This window comes from Acidiphilium sp. JA12-A1, assembly GCF_000724705.2.
Lineage (GTDB): Bacteria > Pseudomonadota > Alphaproteobacteria > Acetobacterales > Acetobacteraceae > Acidiphilium > Acidiphilium multivorum.
In genome coordinates this window covers 1-23,384 of sequence record NZ_JFHO01000047.1, presented here as the reverse complement: position 1 = coordinate 23,384, position 23,384 = coordinate 1, and the positions used below count along the sequence as shown (strand labels likewise).

Here is a 23,384-nt window from a genome sequence, read left to right as displayed (position 1 = left end):
GGGATGCCGACTGACGAACTGCGCGAACATGACGCCACGTCGCTTGCCGGGCTGATCCGCGCCGGCGAACTCTCGCCGGACGAACTGCTCGACGCGACGCTGGCGCGAATCGACTCGTGCGATGGCCGATACAACGCCATCGCCGCCGACCTGCGCGACCGCGCCCGGCGGCAGATCGCCGCCGGCCTCAACGGCCCCTTCGCCGGCGTGCCCTTCCTGCTGAAGGATCTGGGTCACGACTACGAAGGCGCGCCGATGACGATGGGCGCCCATGCCATGCGCCATCACGTCGCCGCCCGTTCCGCTTATTACGTCGAACGCTGCCTGCGCGCCGGGCTGGTCATCGCCGGAACCACCACCTCGCCGGAACTCGGCCTGAAGGCGATCACCGAAACCCGGCTGCACGGCGCCACCCGCAACCCGTGGAATCCCGCGCACACGCCCGGCGGCTCCTCCGGCGGCGCCGGTGCGGCCGTCGCCGCCGGCTACGTGCCGATGGCCGGCGCCTCCGATGGCGGCGGGTCGATCCGCATCCCCGCCGCCTATTGCGGCCTGTTCGGGCTCAAGCCCTCGCGCGGCCGGGTCACCGCCGGCCCCCTGGCCGGCGAGGTGTGGGACGGCGCGGTGGCCGACCATGTCGTGACCCGCAGCGTCCGCGATTCCGCCGCCATGCTCGATTGCCTGGCCGGCCCGGCGCCCGGCGATCCCTTCGTCATCGCCCCGCCGGCGCGGCCCTTCCTCGCCGAACTCGGCGCGGCGCCGGGCCAGCTCAGGATCGCCTTTTCGCTCCGCTCGCCGATCGGCGGCCGCGTCGCCCCCGAGATCGCCGAGGCGACCCGCGCCACCGCGCACCTCCTCGAGTCGCTCGGCCACATCGTCGAGGAGGCCGAACCCGCGATCGACGGCACCCTGCTCGCCCGCTGCTACATGGGCATGTATTACGGCCAGGTCGCCGCCATGCTGTCCACGCTGAAACGCCGGCACGGCTGCCGCGAGTCCGATTTCCACCCGGATACCAGGGCCATCGCGGCGATCGGCCGCGCCATGTCGGCCGGCGCCTATGCCGAGCTGCGCGAGCAGTGGAACGGCTTCGCCCGCGCCCTCGGCGCCTTCCACGAAACCTACGATCTCTACCTCACCCCGACCACCGCACTCGGTCCGGCGCGGATCGGCGAGCTCGACTCCCCGCCCGCCATCCAGGCGCTGAGCCGGCTGATCAGCCGCGCGCGCGCCGGCGGGCTGCTGATCCGCTCCGGCGTGGTCGACGATCTCGCCTTCCGCAACCTCGAACGCACCCCCTTCACCCAGCTCGCCAACCTGACCTTCGTGCCTGCAATGTCGGTGCCGCTGCATCACGGGCCGGACGGTCTGCCGATCGGCATGCAGTTCATCGGCCGCTCCGGCGACGAGGCGACGCTGTTCCGCCTCGCCGCGCAGCTCGAACAGGCCGCCCCCTGGGCCGGACGCCGACCGCCGCCGATCTGACGGCGGGCCGTCTCGTGGGTTGACCAGGTCCCTCTGCCGGCCCACATCGGAAGGGCTGTAACATGACCAGAGGGCCGGCTTCCGTCCCCGCGGGCAGAATCGCGCCGCCGCGGGCACCGAACCTCGCCTGATGCCAAGTGGAGCTGCGCCGCATGAACGAGCCGGCCGCGACGACTGCGAACCGGGCGCCCGCCCCCGTCTCGATCCGCCGCATCGATCCCCTGGCGAGCGCGACGTTCGACGATGTCGCGACGCAAATCGCCGATGCGGCGGATCTGGGGTTCGATACCATCCTGATCGGCGGGCCGTTCGCCACCGATCCGTCGCGCGACGCCGCCTCCGAGCTCGACCCCCTGCTGATTGCGCCCGATGGCGGGCCCTCCATGCCGGCACTCGCCCGGCTTGCGGGCGAGGCCAGGCGGCACGGGCTCGCGATGTGCCTCGAACTCCGGCTCGATCAGGTCGCGCCGGGCGCGGCGCTGGTGCGGCGGCATCCCGGCTGGTTCACCTACACCGCCGACGGGCTGGCGTTCCGCTTCGGCGCGGATGGCGTTCCGGACGCCTGGTGGAACGACCTGGTCCTCCGGCTCCAGGAACACGGTCTGGACGGCCTCTGCCTGCTCGGCGCGCACCGCATGCCGGTGGCGGCGGCCGCGCGGCTGAACCGCGACGCGCGCGCGCGCAATCCGGGCTGGACCGCCATCGCCGCCCCCTTCGGCGCGGCGCCGCCGCAGATCGCCGACCTCGTGGGCGGGGAATTCGATCACATCGCCGCATCGTCGTGCTGGTGGGATGGCGAGGCCGCCTGGCTCGCCGACGATCTCGAACGGATCGCCTGCGCGGGCAACGTCGCCAGCTTCGCCGTGCCGCCGCTCGCGGCGTCGCAAACCGTCGCGGACTGGCGCCTCGCCGTCGCGGGCTTTCTCGGCACGGCCTGGGTGATGAACGCCGCCATTCCACCCCGCCAGCGCGCCGCCGTGACGGCGCTCAACAACTTGCGCCGGGCCAGCCGCGAGGTGTTCGCGGGGCGGCCCTTCAGCCTCGCGCCGCCGCACGCGGCAACGTCCCTGTTCGCCCGGTTCGGCGCCGATGGTCGCGGACTGGCGCTCGCCTGCTCCCCAACGGGTGCCGAGCCCGATCGCCACGAACTGCATGCGTTTCTGGCCGGCCGGGCCGCGGCGCCGGTTCCGGTCCCGCTCGAGGGATGGAACGCCGCCGGCCTCGCCTGGTTCACGACCTCGCCGCTGCCCGCCCACCATTCACCGGAATCCCCGCGCCATTCGGTCGATGCGCCGCGCATCGCGATCGAGGCGATTGCGCCGGCCGTCGATGGCGGGCGCTTTCCGGTGAAGCGGATGGCCGGTGAAGACGTGACGGTCGAGGCCGATCTCCTTTGCGACGGCCACGGCCGCCTCGCGGCCGACCTGCTCTGGCGGATGTCCGGCGAGCCAGCCTGGCGGCGCGCGCCGATGGCGGCCATCGGCAACGATCGCTGGCGCGCCCAATTCGGGCTGAGCGCGATCGGCCGCGCCGAATTCACCATCGAGGCATGGGTGGATCGCTACGGCACCTTCGCCGACGAGCTCGCGAAGAAACACGAGGCCGGCCTCGATGTCCGGCTTGAGCTTGTTGAAGGCCGGCAGTTGCTGGACGCCGCGATCGCGCGGGCCGGCGAAGAGGCCAGAACCATTCTGGCCGAATGCCGAGCGGGGCTCGAACGCTGCGCTCCCGGAGAGCAGGTCGGAAAACTGACCGCGCCCGCCATCATCGCCGCGATGCGCGATGCCGAGGAGCGTCGCTTCCTGGAACGGCACGAACCCGCCTTGCCGATCGATTCCGAGCGTCGCGCCGCGGGTTTCGCGAGCTGGTACGAAATCTTCCCCCGCAGCCAGAGCGGCGACGCCGATCGCCACGGCACCTTCGACGACGTGATCGCCGCATTGCCGCGAATCCGCGCCATGGGATTCGATGTCCTGTATTTCCCGCCGATCCATCCCATCGGCCGGAAGAACCGCAAGGGGCCGAACAACACGCTCGTCGCCAATCCCGGCGATCCGGGAAGCCCCTACGCCATCGGCGGTGCCGAGGGCGGACATGACGCGATCCATCCCGAGCTCGGCTCGTTCGACGATTTTCGCCGCCTGATCTCTGCGGCGGCCGGGCAGGGCCTCGAAATCGCGCTGGACTTCGCCATCCAGTGCGCTCCGGACCATCCATGGCTGGCCGAGCACCCGGAATGGTTCGACTGGCGGCCGGACGGCTCGATCAAGTATGCCGAAAATCCGCCGAAGAAATACCAGGATATCGTGAATGTCGATTTCTACGCCGATGGCGCGCGACCCGCGCTCTGGCACGCCTTGCGCGATATCGTCCTCTTCTGGATCCGCGAGGGGATACGGATCTTTCGCGTCGACAATCCGCATACCAAGCCGTTCCCGTTCTGGGAGTGGCTGATCGCCGATATCCGGCGGAACCATCCCGACGTGATCTTTCTCGCCGAGGCCTTCACCCGGCCGAAGATCATGCACCGCCTGGCGAAGATCGGATTCTCGCAATCCTACACCTATTTCACCTGGCGAAATTCCGCCGACGAAATGAAAAATTACCTCGTCGAACTGACGCAGTCATCGACACGGGACTATTTCCGTCCCCATTTCTTCGTCAACACGCCGGACATAAATCCCGCGTTCCTGCAGACATGCGGCCGCCCCGGCTTCCTGATCCGCGCGGCCCTCGCCGCGACGCTGTCCGGCCTCTGGGGCGTCTATAACGGCTTCGAGCTCTGCGAAGCCGCCGCGCCGCCAGGGACGGAGGAATATCTCGATTCGGAAAAATACCAGATCAGAAGCTGGGATTATGGGCGGTCCGGAAATATCGTGGCGGAAATTTCCCTGCTCAACCGGATCCGCCGGCAGAACCCGGCCCTGCAAAGCCACCTCGGCGTGCACTTCATCGATTGCGATAATGACAACGTCCTGTGCTTCGAAAAGGCCAGTCCCGATCGCTCGAACATCGTGCTGGTCGCGATCAGTTTCGATCCCCGCCAGTGGCAGACAACCACGATCGACCTCCCTCTCGAACGCTACGGGTCTTCCGGGCGGGATGCCCTGCATCTCGAAGATCTCATGCGCGGCGTCGCATTCACCTGGCACGGGCGGCAGCAGGTCGTCGATTTCGACCCGGGCGAACTACCCTTCAGCATCTGGAGGATTCGCAAATGACATCATTAACCGATCAGATCATTCGACCCCAGGCGAACATGTTCGATCCGCTCTGGTACAAGGACGCGGTGATCTATCAGGTTCACGTCAAATCGTTCTTCGACAAGAACAACGATGGCGTCGGCGACTTTGCCGGCTTGACCGAAAAGCTCGATTATATCGCCGAACTCGGCGTGACGGCCGTCTGGATCCTGCCGTTCTATCCCTCGCCGCGCCGCGATGACGGATACGACATCAGCGCCTATCGCGCGGTTCATCCCGAATACGGCTCGCTTGGCGACCTGCGGCGCTTCATCGACGCGGCGCACCGCCGCGGCTTGCGCGTCATTACCGAACTCGTCGTCAACCACACGTCCGACCAGCACCCCTGGTTCCAGCGCGCGCGGCATGCCCGGCCGGGCTCGGCGGCGCGGAACTACTATGTCTGGTCCGACACCGACCGGAAATACGACGGCACACGCATCATCTTTCTCGATACCGAGAAATCGAACTGGACGTGGGATCCGGTGGCGGGAGCCTATTACTGGCATCGGTTCTACAGTCACCAGCCAGATCTCAATTTCGACAATCCGCGTGTCCTGCAGGAAGTGCTGGGCATCATGCGCTTCTGGCTCGATCTCGGTGTGGACGGCATGCGGCTCGATGCGGTCCCCTACCTGATCGAGCGTGACGGAACGAACAACGAAAATCTCCCCGAAACCCACGCCATCCTGAAGCAGATCCGCGCCGCGCTCGATGCCCATGCGCCCGGGCGGATGCTCCTCGCCGAAGCCAATCAATGGCCCGAGGACGCCCGCCCCTATTTCGGCGAAGGCGACGAGTGCCACATGGCGTTTCATTTCCCGCTGATGCCGCGCATGTATATGGCGATCGCCCAGGAAGACCGCTTTCCCATTTCCGACATCATGCGCCAGACACCGGAGATTCCGGAAAACTGCCAGTGGGCGGTGTTCCTGCGCAATCACGACGAGCTCACGCTCGAAATGGTTACGGACAAGGAACGTGATTACCTTTGGGAAACCTACGCGGCCGATCGCCGGGCGCGGATCAATCTCGGCATTCGCCGCCGCCTCGCCCCCCTGCTCGAACGGGACCGGCGCCGCATCGAGCTGATGAACGGCCTGCTGCTGTCGATGCCCGGCACGCCGGTCATCTACTATGGCGACGAGATCGGCATGGGCGACAACATCCATCTCGGCGATCGGGACGGGGTGCGAACGCCGATGCAGTGGTCGCCCGACCGCAATGGCGGCTTCTCGCGCGCCGACCCGGCCGCCCTCGTCCTGCCGCCGATCATGGATCCGCTCTACGGCTATCAGGCGCTGAATGTCGAGGCGCAGGCGAAGGATCCGTATTCGCTGCTGAACTGGATGCGCAGGATGCTCGCCGTCCGCCGCCGGCATCGCGCATTCGGGCGCGGCGGCTTGCGCTTTCTCTATCCCGGCAACCGAAAGGTGCTCGCCTATGTGCGGGAGTGGACCGATCAGGACGGCGGAGAGGAAACGATACTCTGCGTCTACAACCTCGCCCGCACCGCCCAGGCGGTCGAACTCGACCTCGCGACCTTCGATGGCCGGATTCCGCTCGACCTCATCGGCGGCGCGCCGTTCCCGCCGGTGGGCCAGCTTCCCTACATGCTGACCCTGCCGCCGTTCGCATTCTACTGGTTCAGCCTGACGACCGAAGCGGCGATGCCCTTCTGGCGCATCCAGCCGTCGGAGCCGCTGCCCGATTACATCACCCTCGTCATGCGGCTCGGCCTCGCCGACCTCGTTGCCGTCGACAGCCGGCACAGTCTCGAGACCGAAATTCTGCCGCCCTATCTCCAGCGCCGGCGCTGGTTCGCCGCGAAGGACAGGCATGTCCGGAGCGTGACGATCGCCAATGCCCATATGCTCGGCACGGCGGAGGACGATTTCCTGCTCTGCGAAATCGAGGTCGAGTTCGCGGGCGAGGGGAGGGGGGATGTGTATCTCCTGCCGCTCGCGGTGGTCTGGGATGACGGCCCGGTTGCAAGTATCGTCCAGCAGCTCGCCTTGGCCCGCATTCGCCGGCACCGCCGGGTCGGCTATCTGACGGACGCATTTGCGCTCGACCGCTTCTGCCACGACATCATCGCCAGATTGAGGACAAAATCCTGCATCTCGCTCGACTCGGGCCGGCTCAGCTATGAACCCACCGCGCTGATCGACGACCTGCCGCCGCTCGACGATGCGGAAATCCGCCGCTTTTCCGCCGAACAATCCAACAGTTCCCTGATCGTCGGCGACGCCGCGGTCATGAAGATCCTGCGGCGGACGGAGCGCGGGATTCATCCCGAAACCGAAATGAGCCGCTTTCTGACCGACGCGTCCTTTGCGAACATTCCCGCATTGCTGGGCGAAGTCGTGCGGCTCGATCCGGATGGCGAACGGCGCACACTGATCGTCGTCCAGCAGTTTGTCCGCAACCAGGGCGATGCCTGGCAGTGGACGCTGGATGTCCTCGGGCGCGCGGTCGATGGCGCGATTCACGCCGAACTCCGCGACCCCGGCGGGATCGATCCGCTCTCCGGCTATCTCTCCTTCGTCTCGGTGATCGGACGGCGCCTCGCGGAGATGCACTCGGTCCTCGCGCAGTTCGGCACCGGACCCGATTTCGCGCCCGAACGGGCCGGCGAGGCCGAGATCGCGGCATGGGCCGAGGGCGCGAAAGGCCAGCTGGACGCCGCCGTCGCCGCGGTCGAGCAGATGGCCGACCGGGCCGGGCCGGAAACGCAAGGCCTGATCCGGCGCCTGCGCGACGAGCGGACGGCGATCGAAACCCGATTGCGGCGCCTCGCCGAGGCGGGCGCCGGAACCCTGCTGACCCGTGTGCATGGCGACTTTCATCTCGGCCAGGTTCTGGTGGCGCAGGGCGATGCGTTCATCATCGATTTCGAAGGCGAGCCCATCAAGCCGATTGCCGAGCGGCGAAAGAAATCCTCTCCCCTGCGTGATGTCGCCGGTCTGTTGCGATCCCTCGATTACGCGGCCGCCACGGTGGAGCGCGCGGCTTTCGCGGCCAGCGAACGCGGCGAAGACCGTCAGCAGGCCATGATCGCGCGCTTTCGCACCGATGCCGCCGCGGCCTTCATCGAGGCCTATCGCGCGGTCGCGATGACGGCGCCGCGGCCATGGATCACGGAAGCCGCGTGGCGCGATGTCCTGGCATTGTTCATGATCGAGAAGGCCGCATATGAAATCTGTTACGAGGCGGCGAACCGGCCCGGCTGGATCGACATCCCGCTGAGCGGCCTGGTCCGGATTCATGAGCGGCACGAGGGAGGCGGGGATGCCGGCATCGGCTGACGAAACGCTGGACGCGCTTGCGGCCGGAACCCATGCCGACCCGTTCAGCGTGCTTGGTCCCTGCCACGGGCCGCTCGGAACGTTCGTCCGGACCATCCAGCCCGGCGCGAGCGGCGTCACGCTCCTGTGCGGCACGGGTCTGGAACTGCCGATGACCCGCGTGCATGCGGGCGGCATTTTCGAAAGCGCGCCGGTCGAGGCCGCGTCCTACCGGCTCAGGATCGATTGGGGTGGTTCCAGCCAGGAGATCGACGATCCCTACCGCTACGGCCCGCTGCTCGGCCGCGACGAAATCCGCGATCTCGCCGAGGGGCGGAAACTGCGGCTCGCCGAATGCCTCGGCGCCATCCCCGTCGCGATCGGGGGCGTCGAGGGCGTCCACTTCGCGGTCTGGGCGCCGAACGCGCGGCGGGTTTCCGTTATCGGGTCGTTCAACGGCTGGGATGGCCGCCGGCACCCGATGCGGTTCCGGCACGATGCCGGCGTCTGGGAACTCTTCATTCCGGAACTTTCCGCCGGAACTCTCTACAAGTATGAAATTCTCCAGCACTCGGGCGAAGTCCAGCAGAAATCGGACCCCGTCGCGCGGCAGGTCGAGGGCCCGCCGGCAACCGCCTCCATCGTCGCGCCGGTCCCGGCGTTTCGCTGGCGGGATGGCGCCTGGTGTGCCGCGCGCGAAGCCCGTGCTGACAAGCCGTTATCCATCTACGAAGTCCACGCCCCCTCGTGGCGCCGTCACCCGGATGGCCGCCCCTTGCTCTGGCGCGAACTCGCCGACACGCTGATCCCCTATGTGCGCGATCTCGGCTTTACCCATATCGAATTCCTGCCGCTCACGGCGCACCCTTTCGGCGGGTCGTGGGGGTACCAGCCGCTGTCGCAATTCGCGCCGCTCCCCGCCCTCGGCACGCCGGAAGAACTGGCGGACTTCGTCGATCGCTGTCATGCGGCGGGTCTCGGAGTCATTCTCGACTGGGTGCCCGGACATTTTCCGACCGATGCCCACGGGCTCGTCCGGTTCGACGGAACCGCGCTCTACGAACACGAAGATCCCAGAGAGGGATTCCATCAGGACTGGAATACGCTGATCTACAATCTCGGCCGGACCGAAGTCAGGAATTTCCTGATTGCCAGCGCGGTGTTCTGGCTCGAGACATTTCACATCGATGGACTCCGCGTCGATGCGGTCGCGTCGATGCTGTATCGCGACTATTCGCGCCAGCCCGGCGAGTGGATCCCGAACCGCCATGGCGGGCGGGAGAACCTCGAAGCCGTCGCCTTCCTCCGGGAGCTTTCAGCCGCCATCGCTGAAAATGTTCCCGGCGCCATGCTGATCGCCGAGGAATCGACGGCGTGGCCGGGGGTGAGCCATCCGGTCGAACAGGGCGGTCTCGGCTTTACCCACAAGTGGAACATGGGCTGGATGCACGACACGTTGCGGTATGTCGGACATGATCCGGTGCATCGCAAATTCTCCCACCACGACATGACCTTTGGCCTCGTTTACGCGTTTTCCGAGCGCTTCGTGCTGCCGATCTCGCACGACGAGGTCGTGCACGGAAAGCGGTCGCTGCTCGGCAAGATGCCCGGCGACGCCTGGCAGCGTCTGGCCAACCTCCGGCTCTACCTCGCCTTCATGTGGACCCAGCCTGGCAAGAAGCTGTTGTTCATGGGGCAGGAATTCGGCCAGAGTGCGGAATGGAATCACGATACCGAATTGAACTGGGCCGAGGCGGCAACGCCGGAACACGCGGCCTTGCGCCTGCTGCTGCGCGACCTGAACCATCTCTATCGCGACGCCCCCTCGCTGTCGTGCACGGATTTCGATCCGGATGGCTTTCGCTGGGTGGTCGAGGATGACGCGGATCAAAGCGTCTTTGCCTGGCTGCGGCATGTGGGAAATGACCCAAACGCCCTTCTGGTCGTATGCAACTTCACGCCGGTGCCGCGTGAGCGATACCATGTGGGCGTGCCGCTGCCGGGGCGCTGGCGCGAAGTGCTGAACACCGACGCCGTCGAGTATGGCGGCAGCGGCCTCGGCAATCTCGGCGGGATCGACAGTGACGATCGCCCCGCCCACGGCTTCGCGCAGTCGCTGTCGCTGACATTGCCCCCGCTGGGAGCGCTGATCCTGCGTGCGGAGAGCTGATGGCCAGCCTGCCGAAATATATGACCGCGGGGCGGTGCGATCCGCTGGGCGCGACCTGGGACGGGTTCGGGGTCAATTTCGCGGTGTTCTCGGCCAATGCCGACCGGATCGAACTATGCGTGTTCGACAGGAGCGGCCGCCGCGAGATCGCGCGCTACGACCTGCCGGACTGCACGGACGAGGTCTTTCACGGCTATCTGCCCGATGCCCTGCCCGGCCTCGTCTACGGATACCGCGCCCATGGTCCGTATCAGCCCGAACTGGGCCATCGCTTCAACCCGAACAAGCTGCTGCTCGATCCTTACGCCCGCGCCCTGATCGGCGAGGTCCGCTGGTCCGACACGTTGTTCGGCTACCGGCCTGGTGCCACCCGCGCCGACCTCTCGTTCGATCGCCGCGACTCGGCCCAGGCGATGCCCAAGGCCGTCGTCCTCACCGACGACGCAACCTGGGGCGATGACCGCAAGCCGCTTCTGGGCTGGGCGGAGACGGTCATCTACGAGGCGCACATACGCGGCCTGACGCGGCAACGCGCCGACCTTCCGGACGACAGGCGCGGCACCTTCGCCGCGCTGCGCGATCCCCGCATGATCGATCATCTCGTCAGGCTCGGGATCACCGCGATCGAGCTTCTCCCGGTTCACGCGATCCTGCAGGACCGGTTCCTCGTCGAGCGGCGACTCTCGAATTACTGGGGCTACTCGACGCTTTCCTTCTTCGCGCCGGAGCGGCGCTATTTCGCCGAGCCCGACAACCCGGATGACGAGTTGCGCGCCACCGTCCGGCGCCTGCACGAAGCCGGAATCGAGATCATCCTCGATGTCGTCTACAATCATACCTGCGAGGGGGACGAGACCGGCCCCACGCTCTCCTGGCGCGGGCTCGACAATGCCAGCTATTACCGGCTGATGCCCGGCCACCAACGCCGCTGCGTCAACCACACGGGGTGCGGAAACACGGTCAACATCGCCCACCCGCGCGTGCTGCAGATGGTGACCGACAGTCTGCGCCATTGGGCAACGCGCTTCCGGATCGACGGATTCAGATTCGATCTCGCAACGACGCTTGGCCGCGAAGCGGACGATTTCGATCCCTCCGCCGGCTTCTTCGATGCCATCCGGCAGGATCCCGTGCTCTCCCGCCTCAAGCTGATCGCCGAGCCGTGGGATCTCGGGCCCGGCGGCTATCAGCTGGGCAATTATCCGCCCGGCTTCGCCGAATGGAACGCGGCATTCAGGGACGGCGCGCGGCGGTTCTGGCGTGGCGATCCCGGGCAGCGGCCGGAAATCGCGCGCCGGCTGATGGGCTCGCCCGAATTGTTCGATCGCCGCCGCCGGCGTCCCTCGGCCTCGGTCAATTTGGTCACCGCGCATGATGGCTTCACCCTGCGCGATCTCGTCTCGTATTCGGAACGGCATAATTTCGCCAACGGCGAGGACAACCGCGACGGCGCCGAGGACAACGTCTCCTCGAACTGGGGCGTCGAGGGCGAGACCGCGGACGTCGCGATCAATGCCCTGCGCGATCGCGTGCGCCGGGCGCTGCTGACGACTTTGTTTTCATCATACGGCACGCCGATGCTGCTCGCGGGAGACGAGATCAACCGCACCCAGCGCGGGAACAACAACGCCTATTGCCAGGACAACGAGCTTTCCTGGCTCGACTGGACCGCGCTCGACGACGAGTCCGGCACCGGCATGCTCGGCTTCGTCACCGCGCTGGCCGCCGTGCGTCGCCGCTATCCCAGTCTGCGCAGCGCCGTCTTTCTCCACGGTATCGGCATGATCGCGGATGACCTGCCGGACACCGCCTGGTTCGACGAGGCCGGAAACCCGCTCGACAGCCACGCCTGGTCCGATGCCGCGGCGCGCCTGCTGGTGCTGCGGCGCGCCACCGCGAGCGAACGGCGGCGCGAGGCAACCCTGCTGCTGCTGAACGCCTCCGAGGATGACAGGGTCTTCACCCTGCCCGCACCCGCCTTCGCCTGGATCGTCGAAATCGATTCCGCCCGGGCGGAGCAGTCCCGCCGCCCGGTGGACGGCCCCGATCTCACCGTCGCCGCGCGGTCGATGATGATCCTCGGCGCCGAGCTCGCGCCGCCCATCGCATGAGCGGATCGGCATTGCACGCGCTCGCCGAGCGGGCGGGCCTGCAGGTGGTCTGGCAGGACGCGTCGGGCGTCCGGCGCACGGTCTCGCCGGCCACGCTTCGCGCGATCCTCGGCTGCCTCGGCCTCGAAGCGACCACCGACGCGGCGTGCCGCGACACCATGCGCCGGCTCGACGACGAGGACCGCGCGGCCGCGCCCCTGCTCGCCGCGACCGCGGGCGAAGCGCTGACGCTTCCGGCACTCCGCGGCCCGGCGGTCATCCATCTCGAGGACGGGCGTCGGCTCGATGTCACGCCCGGCACGGCTGCCGGCGGGAACGCCACGCTGCCCGCCACCCTGCCGCCGGGCTATCACCGTCTGGAGACGGCCTCAGGCGTCCGCACGCTCGCCATCGCGCCGCGGCGCGCCCACACCGTGGCCGACGCGCTCGCCGCCGCCGGACGGGAGGGCAAGGCGTGGGGACTTGCCGTCCAGCTCTACGGCCTGAGACGCGAGGGCGATTGCGGCAACGGCGATTTCGCCGCCCTGGCCGATCTTGCCGGGCCGGCCGGCCGCCTCGGCGCCGATGCCCTGGCGATCAGCCCCATTCACGCCCTGCACGCCGCCGAGCCCGATCATTACAGCCCCTATGCGCCATCGAGCCGCTTCGCCCTGAACCCGGCCTATGCGCCCCTCGATTGCGCGCCGCTGGCGGAGGCCGGGCTGATCGACTGGCGCAAGGCGCTCTCCCGCCGCGAGGCGCTGCTGCGCGCGGCGTTCGCCGCCGGGCGCGAGGATCCGGCATTCCGCGCCTTCCGCGACGATGCGCCGGCGGGAATCAGGCATTACGCCTTGTTCGAAGCCCTCGTCGCCGAACGCGTCGCCCGCGGCGAGGGGCGCGACTGGCGCGGCTGGCCCGCCTCGTGGCGCGATCCGGCCAGCGCCGATGTCGCCGCGGCGGCCCAACGCCTCGACGATGAGGTGTCGTTCCACCTTTACGCCCAGTTCCGCGCCCGCCAGGGCCTGGAGATGGCCCAGCGCTCCGCGCGCGGCGCCGGCATGGCGATCGGCCTCATCGCCGACCTCGCGGTCGGCGCCGATCCCGCCGGCTGCGATGCCTGGGCGCGGCCGGGCGAGATGCTGCGCGGCGTCTCGGTCGGCGCGCCGCCGGATGCGTTCAACCGTGCGGGACAGAACTGGGGCCTGACCACCGTCTCGCCGCGCGGCCTGCGTCGGTCGGGCTTCGCCGCCCTGCGGGACATGATGGCATCGGCGCTGCGCTTCACCGGCGGCGTGCGGATCGACCATGCGATGGGCCTCGCCCGGCTGTGGCTCGTCCCCGACGGCGCCAGCCCCGCCGAAGGGTGCTACCTGCACTATCCGTTCGCGGACATGCGCCGGATCGTGGCGCTGGAATCGGTCCGCCACCGCGGCATCATCGTGGCCGAGGATCTCGGCACCGTTCCGCCAGGCTTCCGCGCCGAGCTCGCCGCCTCCGGAATGTCGGGGATGGCGGTGATGTGGTTCGAACGCGAGGGCCGCCGCTTCCTGCCCCCGGCCGACTGGCGCCCCAATTCGGTGGCGATGACCACGACGCACGACCTGCCGACCGTCGCCGGCTGGTGGCGCGGCACCGACCTCGGCTGGCGGGAGCGGCTCGGCATCGCCGGCGAAAGCGCCGCAGATCGGGCGGAGGACCGCCGTCACCTGTGGTCCGCCCTCCGGCAATCCGGTTGCGTCCGCGGGCCGCGGCCGCAGGATCGGGAGCCCGAAGCGGTCATCGACGCCGCGGTGGCCCATATCGGCACGGCCTCATCCGCGCTTGCGCTTCTTCCCCTGGAGGATGCGCTCGGACTGCCGGACCAGCCCAATCTCCCCGGCACGACCACCGAACATCCGAACTGGCGACGGCGAATGCCGCAACCGGCCAGCCGCATGCTCGACCCGCCCGAGGTCACCGCCCGGCTGTCACGGCTTGCCCGCGCGCGGAAAACCACGCCGCCACCAAGGTAGATTTTTGCATCTGCCAGATTCCCGCCACTCACTTCAAATCCGGCCCCTCAGCCAATGGAGGCAAGCCGGAAGTACGACGCCTTGCCGGACAAATTGCAACATCAGCCGCCGCTGTATGGTATCTTTCGCAACGCTGAAAATCGACATGAATTCCATACATTTCAGCCAACAACAATTTGTGTCGCTCTATATTCGGCGACGAAGACAAATAATAAATGTCTTTTGCTTTCGAAAGTTTTTTCAGATAGTTTTTTTGAAAACGAGTCGTCAAGTATGGTATCCGTTCGGGTATTCCGATGACCTGGTCGGTATCTGGAAAATACGGAACCATAAATCCAAGAGGCACAGTACCGAGGATCAGCAGCGAATTTTCATATTTCCCGAATTCTCCCTTGTTGATCCCGAAATAGGTTCTGCCAAATTGTTCGCGGCCCCAATTGGTGTCGGCCAATGCGTGGGTCCCATATAGGCTGCCGCCGGCGATCAAGGCGACAAACAGAGCCGCCCCCGCAATGGAGGCGGACCGCATGCGCCTCCACGACAAAAGTCTGGCAAGTGAAACCAAGGAAAAAGCGGGGGCGATTGTTTCAATTGCTGAAAAATATCGATAATAACTAAACATCTTTTCCCATACAATAAAAGAAAGCAATACAAAACTAGCCAAAAAATACATCTCAATAACGGATGGTTTGAACCGGCACGTCGATGATCTTTTTGCGTAAGCCCAAAAATAAACGGCTGGAACCAGAATCAGGACGAGGGCAGGGAAGAGCGTACGAAAGGGAATTTCCAACCCGACCAGATGATTGTCCGTCGTATGATGATGAACAAAGGCAAACCTGAACGGCAGGGCCAGGTAGCCCGCGAAATCCACCGGGAACCAACGGCCATCATGGATTGCACGTGGCGCCATGAAGGGTGAGTGAAAGATGTTGTTGAAATAGGGAAAAATCGGGTTGCGGAAATGCGACCACATCTGCCAGCCGAAATATCCATAGGTCGCCAGAAACGCGACAGCCGAATACGCCGAGAATACAAATGCATTCAGAAGAATGCCCCGGATTTTTGATGGCGACTCGAATATGCCCGTCAGGATCAAGGCGCCGGCGACCGCCAGGGCGTATACCATATTGGTGAATTTCAAGCCGCAGGCAAAGCCGACGAGCGCGCCGGCAATTCCAAAAAACAACAGCCTTCTGTCCCTGAGACCTTCGAGGATACACCAGAGTGCGATGATGATGGGCGTATCCAGAAGCGTGTCGCCCATCGTGCCGCCGATTTCGGACCAGAAGACAGGGCTGATCAATGCGGCCAGTGTTGCGATCGATGAAAGCATGATCCGCTGGAACATGCCGAAACCGTGTTCGGTCATGCGAAAGCAGAGCAACCATACCGCCGACAGGGACAGGGATTGCAGACTGGCAATGATCAAATTCGCCGCGAGGGGAGAAAAATGATCTATCAGGATATAGTAAAACGAATTCAATAGTGGATCCAGGTAAGACTGCACCGTGCAGATCGAATCTGAAAAAATCTTGCCGTTCAGCCAGAGATAGCCATTGAGAAAATGATAATTCAGCAAATCCCAGTTCAGATCAGCGCCAAGCCGAAGAGAGATGCCGCATAGCAGGGCGGCGTTAATGAAAATGACGGCAGGCGCGAGAAAAAGATATCGGCTCTTCTGCGAATTTGGCGCCGTGCTTGCAGGGGCTTGCATGTATCGTGCTCTCTTGTTTGACGGCTCAGGCCCTGGGCGCGTCTGTCTGCAAATCGCCCGGCGGGGCATGATGGAGATAGGCAAGCAGCCTCGTCTCGCGGCGGCCTCGCGTCACGGTGTCCAGGATCAGTCCGGTCGTCAGGCTCAGGGCGCCGGCAATCACGATGCCCGTCGCCAGAACGGCGGTCGGTAGCCGCGGAACCAGGCCCGTGTGCAGATAGGTGGCGATCAGCGGTGCGGCGAGCCGGAGCGCCAGCGCGAACGCGAACACGGCAAGCGCGCCGAAAAACGCCAGCGGCCTCTCGTGGCGCAGCAGCCTGACGATCAGGCGCAGGATGCGCCAGCCATCGCTCCAGGTGCGGAGCTTGCTCACCGATCCGGGGGGCCGCGGCCGATACGCCCCTTCGACATGCGCGATCGGGAGAGCCAGTTCCAGGGCATGAACCGTCAATTCCGTCTCGATGTCGAAGCCCGTGGACAGCACCGGAAACGACTTCACGAACCGCCGGGACAGCACCTTGTATCCCGACAGCATGTCTTCGACACGGTCGCCGAAGATCATCCGCACCGCCCCCGTGAGCAAAAGATTGCCGAAGCGGTGCCCGTCCCGGTAGGCGGCATCGTCCGTCTGGCGCCGTATGCAGTTCACCAGATCGAACGGGCCGGTCCGGGCGCGGTGGATCATCGCCGGCGCCAGCGCCGCATCATAGGTATCGTCGCCATCCGCCATCACATAGAGATCGGCTTCGATGTCGCGGAACATGCGGCGGACGACGTAACCTTTGCCCTGAAGCGGCTCGTGCCGCACCACCGCGCCGGCCTGTCGGGCGATCGTCGCCGTATCGTCGGTCGAGTTGTTGTCGAAAACGTAGATCGTGGCATCGGGCAAGGCGCTCTGAAAAGCATGTATCACGCTGGAAATGGCCACTTCCTCGTTGAAACAGGGAATCAGAACGGCAACGCGTGGTTCGTCAGCCTTCATCGAAACCTCGGTTCGGGGGTCCGCATCGGCCGTATCATTCAGTGCGAAATCATGCAAATTGCACGAATGGTTCCAATATCATGATCTAATGGAATATTTTGAGCGGCTTTCGATTGAACGATGCCATCGGCCGCGCTGTCGTTCCGCCGTGGCCGAGGCGAATTCAGCCGAAATCAGGACAGCAACCGGGGCCGGCGGTTGATGCGCCTGCGGCGCGGTTGTCCGGCGGCCGTCACTCTTCCGTGATGACGCCGAGATGCCGGGCAATCCTGCGCGCGGCCTCCTGCCATGTGTGCCAGGTGATCGAGGTGGGGTCCGGAATGCGCTCTCTCTGCGCGTCCTCCAGCCAGCCCAGAACGGCCTCCGCCAGATCTGCGGCATCGAGACCCGAGAAATAGGTGGCATGCTCGCCCGCCACTTCGCGGAATACCGGAATGTCGCGCGCCAGCACCGGCAGTCCGTGCTGCGCCGCTTCGATCAACGGCAGGCCAAACCCCTCACCCTCGCTGGCGGCGATCAGGCATGAACTCGCTTCATAGATCGCCTCGAGATATTCGTCGCTGATTCCATCGAGCCAGAAGAGCCTCTCGCCGCGCTCGGGGTGCTGGCGCAGCGTGCTCACGATGCGGGGGATCGTCCGCCGCTGAATATCGGGCACCGGCTTCCAGCCTTCCTGCCCCACAATCACCAGGTTGACATCGACCCCCTTCGCCCAGAGCAGCTCGAAGGCGGCGATCGTCTGGAGATACCCCTTGCGCGGCTCGATCGTGCCCACCATCAGGAATGTCGGGCGGCCGCGAATCGTGGACAGGATCCGCTCAGCGCCATCCGGAAATCCGGTCGTCGGCGCCGAGCGTTGAATATCGGCGCCAAGATGAAACCACTCGATCCGTTGTGGTGCGGCCTCTACCAGGGCCGTCTCGCGCCACCTTTTCAATTCGTCCGCGACGGCCTTCGAGATACACACGTTGCCATCAAATTGGCTGACTTTCCGGAGCCATCTCTCGTGGCCATCATCCGCCGCTGGGGGAAAAACATGCGGCATCAGGATTGGCAGCAGGTCATACACAATGAACCAAGTCGTCACGCCTCGGTTCTGCCATGCCTGCAGATGGTCTTGCTGTGCCGCAACAGTGTCGGGAGCGAAATCGAGCCCAAAAAATACGTCGCCAGGCCACGCTTCAACGACGCTGTCTTCTATACCGTCATCCGGCTGACCAAGAAAGCGGCAGGTAAATCGCCGGGCATATCGATACCCTGGCATGTCTGTCGTGGCGTAGACGGGCTCAACCTGCCATCCTGAGGGGGAATTGATAAGCCATTCCCGAAGAACGGCGCGGACGACACGCTCGATCCCGGTCCGCAAGTCGGTCCGCGCCAGCGTTGATACGTCGATCAGTAGTTGTGGACGACGCGGATGTTCCGGGAAGTCTCTGGCCAACGAGGTCGCTAGGCGGGAGCTTTCACCGGGTGAAATCCGCCTTTCCTTCAGGGATCGGATCAAACCATGGAGGCCCCGTCCGGCTTGTTCGTAAGTTGCCTCGATGGCCTGCTCATAAAGCGCCGCGCAGATGGCGGGAGCGTGCTTCTCGCGAATGACGGACCTTGCGCGGTCTCCAATAAGGCGCCTCCGATGGACGTCTTTGGCCAGCGTGTTCAGGGCATCGAGCAGTTCTGCTTGGCTGAATTCATCGGGGAGCATCCAGACTGCGGAGGAATCAAGTTCCGCCATCGTCCCGTGGGCATTCACGATGGTCGGAATGCCGTGATTCATGCAGTCGAGCACGGAGGCCGAGGTCTCGCCACGCGTATTCGCCCGCAACTGGACCGCAATATCGGCGGCGGCGAGGTAGGTCTGAAACAGCGGGCGATCCCCCCAGCCGGTGATCTGCACGGCCTCCCGCGCGCCGGCCTGCGCGATGCGATCGAGCAGCGCCCTGCCATAGGCCGCGCCGTGATTCTCCCCCACGAACACCAGTCTCGCTCCCGGCCTGGATGCGACAGGACTGTCGAGCCAGGCTTCGAGAAGGCGATGATTGAGCTTGGTCGGATCGAGAAATCCGAACGAGCATACCAGAAGATCATCCTCCCCGAGACCGAGTTGCGTTCTGGCCTCGTCCCGTGACGCATCAACAACGGGCGTCCGCACGAGCGGGATGACATTCCAGCCGGCAGAACTGGTGTCCCCGTACCAATGATCCGCCAGGGCCTTCGAGTGTTCGCTATGCACGATGATGCCAAGCGCGTCCTGCAGGATTTGCAGGTTCAGCGGATAGGTCTCGACGGCCGCGCCGTCCCCGCCGGCGATCCAGTCGCAGGCCACGGCAATGCCATGATCGCGCCGCAGCGCATCGAACAGCTTTCGTTGATCGTGACCGGCTCGATAGGCCTGAAGCGACGAGAGATAGAAATCATGCAAGACAACGACGCCCGGAAATTGTTCGAGCAGATCAACCATGTGCGCGTGCAATGGCGAGTTGCCGAACTGGTATACGATACGATCGAATTCGCCCGCATGATCGTGAAACCAGTCGACGGATCTCACCGGCATAGCCCCGCCGGCTATCTCGGCGCCGACGAGCGCCTGACTGGAAATCAGATCGATATCGTAATGTCGTGCAAGCGCCGGCAGCAGATCGGCGCTGTAGTCGCTGATGCCGCTGCGCTCCGGCGGAAGCGGGGACACGAAGGCAAGGCGGCGCTTGCGTTGCGGCAATGGATCGGGCGCAACGCCGGATCCGGCAGCCGGGCGCAGGCTTTCGAACGCCTGAAACGTCTTCCGGGCCACATTGTCCCAGGTGAACAGCCGGGACTGGACGGCGGCGTGCGCTTCGAGTTCACGGCGCCATTCATCATCCGTGGCCAGCCGATGGATCACCCGGCACATGTCATCGACGTCGAACGGATCGAAGAGCGCGTCGTCGCGCCCGATCACCTCGGGCAGGCTCGATGCCCGGCTGCCGATCGTCGCGCGCCCGCACAACATGGCCTCGACCGCCGGCAGGCCGAAGCCTTCATGCCATGAAGGCATGATGAACCCCTGCGACAGGTTGTAAAGCGTATTGAGATCGCTGTCTGACACCGCATCGAGAAGTACGAGACTTCCGGGCCGGAGGCCGCTGCGCGCGGCATGGGTCTCGAAGTCCTGCCGGTCGAAGATCGAAAAATGACCGACGAAGGCCAGTTGGTGCGTGTCGCGCACCGATGCGGGAAGGCGGGCAAACGCCTCGATCAGGCGCTTGTGATTCTTGTGAACGGCCGGTGCGCTGACATACAGGAAAAAGGGATGATAAAGGCCCATGCTGGCCAGCACGGCATCGCGTTCGACCGGCCGAAGCTCGGTCTTGCGGAAGTGACCATCGCTGCCGGTTCCGACGGGGATGACCTGTGCCTCGTCCCGCCCAAGATGATCAACCGCCTCCGATGCGGCCGATCGGGAAATCGCCAGTAGCAGCGACGCCTTTTTCAGATACCCGATTTTCTGTCTGTAGTATTCCGCATAGCGGGGATCGGGGTCGAGGAAGCGGTCGGCGTTCAGCAGCGGAATGAGGTCGTAGAGCGTGACGCTGACCGGACAGCCCGCGCCGTGGCGTGCGATGCTGGTCACCGCGTCATCGATGTAACCTTCGAACAGGCTGGTGACATGCACGATGTCCGGGTTGAGCGACGCCAGGAAGGCCTCGCGGACCAGTTCGGCAAGATCCCGCCGTTCGGCATTCGAGGGATCAATGGCGGCGACCGGGCCGGGCGCATCCCAGACAACGATATTCCCGGCCGGCAGCAGGTTGTCGAAGGCGCGACGGATCGGCTGGATCGTTTCGGGAAACAGCGCGCTCAGGGCAATGATGATGTCATGGCCTGCATTGTTGCGCACGAGCGCTTGCGCGAAGCTGAGCGAATACCGGCCGATCCCGCGAAGGCGGCTGGCGCTCTGTGCGCCCTGCAGGTCCAGGACAATCCGCATGATGCAAATCTTTCGTTCGCGTGAATGCCGTCAGGAATGAATCCAGAGATGAATCTTCTGCGCCCGCGCCGACATCTCGGCCGCTTCCGGAAAGGCCGCGGATCTTTGGGACGAGCGGAGGGCTGCGGAAAGTTTCCGCTGTACACCCGGCATATGGCCGAGGACCCGGACGGCCAGTGCCCGCCGCCGCGGATCCTGCCGAACCCAGTGGGAGAGGGAATGCACGAGCCCCCGCGCGATGCGTCTCGGCCGGCTGCCCGGGGTCAACGTGACCCAGGCATAGCTTCCGTCCCTGACCCAGCGCAGCCTTGCCGCGGCCACCCGGGGGCCGTTCGTGACGCGCCACGAACGGCTCGCATAAATCTGCCGGATCTCGCTTCGCGCCTCGATCAGCAACTGGTCCCTATGGTCGATCTGCCGCAACGCGTCGTTCAATTTCGCATGTATCTGCGCGGCCGCCTGCTGGATTTCGGCCGATCGCGTTTCGGCCTGGCTGGCCCGCTCCAGCGTCTGGCGCAGATGCGTCTCGATCAGGTCGGCCCTCCTCCGCGCCTTTGCCAATTCATCCTCGCCCGCGTTGACCTGCTGCTGAAGCGAGGCGACTTGTTCATGCAGGGAGGTGATCTGCTGCTGAAGCGAGGTGATCCGTAGCCGAAGCGCCGCGCTGCCGCTTTCCTCCGCGTCGAGTCTGTCCTGCAGCGCCTTGCGTTCGGCAGCGGCCTCGCCAAGCACGTGATGGCATATCGTCGACGAGGCGCGCCCGCCCAGTGTGAAATTGTCGAACACGTTGGGGGGAACCTCGAAGTGAACCCGAAGTTCCGGGTGGCCGTGACTGAGGTAGAAGTTATTGAGCCCGTCACGATAGACCAGGTCATATCCCAGCCCGGTCAGCCGATCTTCCCAGGCGGAGAAGGACGGGGTGGAGGTGTTCGGATACGTGCTTTCGACGACGACGATCCACGGCCTCACGTCCGACGGCGCCCAGCTCTCGATGACCTCGCTTTCCATGCCCTCGACATCGATCTTGAGCCAGTGCACCTCCTCGCCCGCGAATGTGCCGAGCACCTGTGACAAGGGGATAGCCGGCACATCGATGCGGCGGACGTCGAAGCCTTGCTCCCGATGCGTCTCGGCGATCGAGGAGACGCCGGTGCTCAGGCCGGTGCCGGGAATTTCGAACAGGGGTATCGTCCCGCCCGCCGTATTGACGGCAGCCTGCATGACGGTCTCGTCAGGGCGCGCCTTGCGAAGCTGCTCGGCATAGGCCGGATCCGGCTCGACATGAACGCCGCGCCAGCCACGCTCGTAGAAGGCGAGGCTCACCGAATCGACGATCGGATCCTGCGCGCCGATATCGATATAGCGGCCCGGCGACACATGTCTCAGAGCGCGCCAAAGTATGACATCCTCAAAATTCTGAGCATACGATACAAAAGCATCGCGATTTATTGCAGGAGTATCCATTGTTCGAACAGCTTTGGGCCTATTTCATTTCTGCAGGGCGAAAACTGCCGGCGATAGACTGTCCAGAGCACGTCCCGATCCTCCCGGATCGGAGGCCGTGCTCGATCATGTCGAAAAACACAGCATCCTCACCCGATCGGACGACTCCATCCGGTCGGATGATGCTCCCGTGAAAGCCTGAGGCCTCGCGTCCCGGTTGCCATGACCTCCTCAGTCTCTTCTCTGGAGGGCAGAGGTATAAAAGAATTAGACAATTTACAAGGAGTATAAAAAAGTTAATTATATGAATATGTTACATAAAAATAATGTAAGAGGGGCAAAAATGTGGGTGACCGTACATTTTTTCCTTGCACCGATTCGGCGCAGGGGAGTCTTTGGGTCATGTGCCTCCGTCCGTCACCCTTTCCGCGCTGAGCCGTGCAGAGCTTGAAGCTCTGCTGGTCGAACTGTTCGGTGAGATCGCCAGCCTGAAGGTGATCGTTGCTGAATTGCGCGAAGAGAATGCGCGACTGAAGGGTCTGAAGGGTCGCCCGCATATCAAACCGAGTGGCATGGAAAAAGGAACAGCGCCGCCGAAGCCCCAGAAGCAGGAGAAGCGTCCCGTTCGGGGCAAGGTCTCACCCCGGGTCAAAGTCGAAGAAAAGGTGATCGGGATTGAGGTCCCGCCAGGAGCTGTTTTCAAAGGTCATGAACCTTTTCTGGTCCAGGACCTCGTGATTTCGGCGACGGCGACCCGTTACCTGCGAGAGCGCTGGATAACGCCGGATGGCCGGACGATCCTGGCACCATTGCCTCAAGGAACCGCAGGCCATTTCGGTCCGGAACTACGCCGCTTCGTGCTGGTGCAATATCATCAGGGTCAATCGACGATGCCGCGGTTGCTCGCCTTGTTGCGATCGCTGGGGATTTCGATCTCGAAGCGGCAGTTGGTTCGCCTGTTGAACGAGAACCATGAGGCGTTCATCGCTGAA

The 23,384-nt window shown here is 64.8% G+C and carries 10 protein-coding genes and 1 pseudogene; 7 read left to right on the top strand and 4 right to left on the bottom strand.

Annotation, left to right across the window (positions count from 1 at the left end; translation table 11 throughout):
- Positions 1-3: 3 nt before the first annotated feature.
- The 6 genes from RT91_RS09395 to malQ all read left to right on the top strand — a co-directional run bounded on the left by RT91_RS09395 (position 4) and on the right by malQ (position 14,286).
- Positions 4-1,485, top strand: a complete 1,482-nt coding sequence (locus RT91_RS09395; RefSeq protein ID WP_007421723.1) for an amidase — start codon at positions 4-6, stop codon at positions 1,483-1,485.
- Positions 1,486-1,637: 152 nt separating this feature from the next.
- The gene (locus RT91_RS09390; protein WP_035187037.1) at positions 1,638-4,706 is read left to right on the top strand and encodes a maltotransferase domain-containing protein; all 3,069 of its coding nucleotides are present in this window, start codon (positions 1,638-1,640) and stop codon (positions 4,704-4,706) included.
- Positions 4,703-8,035: a maltose alpha-D-glucosyltransferase gene (gene treS / locus RT91_RS09385; protein ID WP_035187000.1), complete on the top strand. Its 3,333-nt coding sequence runs from the start codon at positions 4,703-4,705 to the stop codon at positions 8,033-8,035. Before RT91_RS09390 ends, treS begins: the two co-directional genes overlap by 4 nt.
- On the top strand, positions 8,019-10,184 hold the full coding sequence (gene glgB, locus RT91_RS09380) for a 1,4-alpha-glucan branching protein GlgB (RefSeq protein WP_035187034.1): 2,166 nt from the start codon (positions 8,019-8,021) through the stop codon (positions 10,182-10,184). The genes treS and glgB overlap by 17 nt, the downstream gene beginning before the upstream one ends.
- Entirely contained in the window at positions 10,184-12,295 is a 2,112-nt protein-coding gene (glgX, locus tag RT91_RS09375; protein WP_035186997.1) for a glycogen debranching protein GlgX, read from the top strand. The genes glgB and glgX overlap by 1 nt, the downstream gene beginning before the upstream one ends.
- The gene (gene malQ / locus RT91_RS09370) at positions 12,292-14,286 is read left to right on the top strand and encodes a 4-alpha-glucanotransferase (protein WP_035186995.1); all 1,995 of its coding nucleotides are present in this window, start codon (positions 12,292-12,294) and stop codon (positions 14,284-14,286) included. The genes glgX and malQ overlap by 4 nt, the downstream gene beginning before the upstream one ends.
- 28 nt (positions 14,287-14,314) lie before the next feature.
- Here malQ and RT91_RS09365 read toward each other — a convergent pair whose 3' ends face one another.
- The 4 genes from RT91_RS09365 to RT91_RS09350 form a co-directional block, all read right to left on the bottom strand.
- Complete coding sequence (locus RT91_RS09365; RefSeq protein ID WP_035186993.1) at positions 14,315-16,003, bottom strand: hypothetical protein; 1,689 nt, start codon at positions 16,001-16,003, stop codon at positions 14,315-14,317.
- A gap of 25 nt (positions 16,004-16,028) precedes the next feature.
- Positions 16,029-16,985, bottom strand: a complete 957-nt coding sequence (locus RT91_RS09360) for a glycosyltransferase family 2 protein (protein ID WP_035187032.1) — start codon at positions 16,983-16,985, stop codon at positions 16,029-16,031.
- Between the two features lie 232 nt (positions 16,986-17,217).
- Positions 17,218-20,949: a glycosyltransferase gene (locus RT91_RS09355; protein ID WP_035186992.1), complete on the bottom strand. Its 3,732-nt coding sequence runs from the start codon at positions 20,947-20,949 to the stop codon at positions 17,218-17,220.
- Between the two features lie 30 nt (positions 20,950-20,979).
- The gene (locus RT91_RS09350; RefSeq protein ID WP_240314249.1) at positions 20,980-22,326 is read right to left on the bottom strand and encodes an FkbM family methyltransferase; all 1,347 of its coding nucleotides are present in this window, start codon (positions 22,324-22,326) and stop codon (positions 20,980-20,982) included.
- Between the two features lie 470 nt (positions 22,327-22,796).
- On the opposite strand from RT91_RS09350, the pseudogene RT91_RS21450 reads away from it, so the two are divergent.
- Positions 22,797-23,384 (top strand): annotated as a pseudogene (locus RT91_RS21450) (hypothetical protein); the annotation flags it as partial.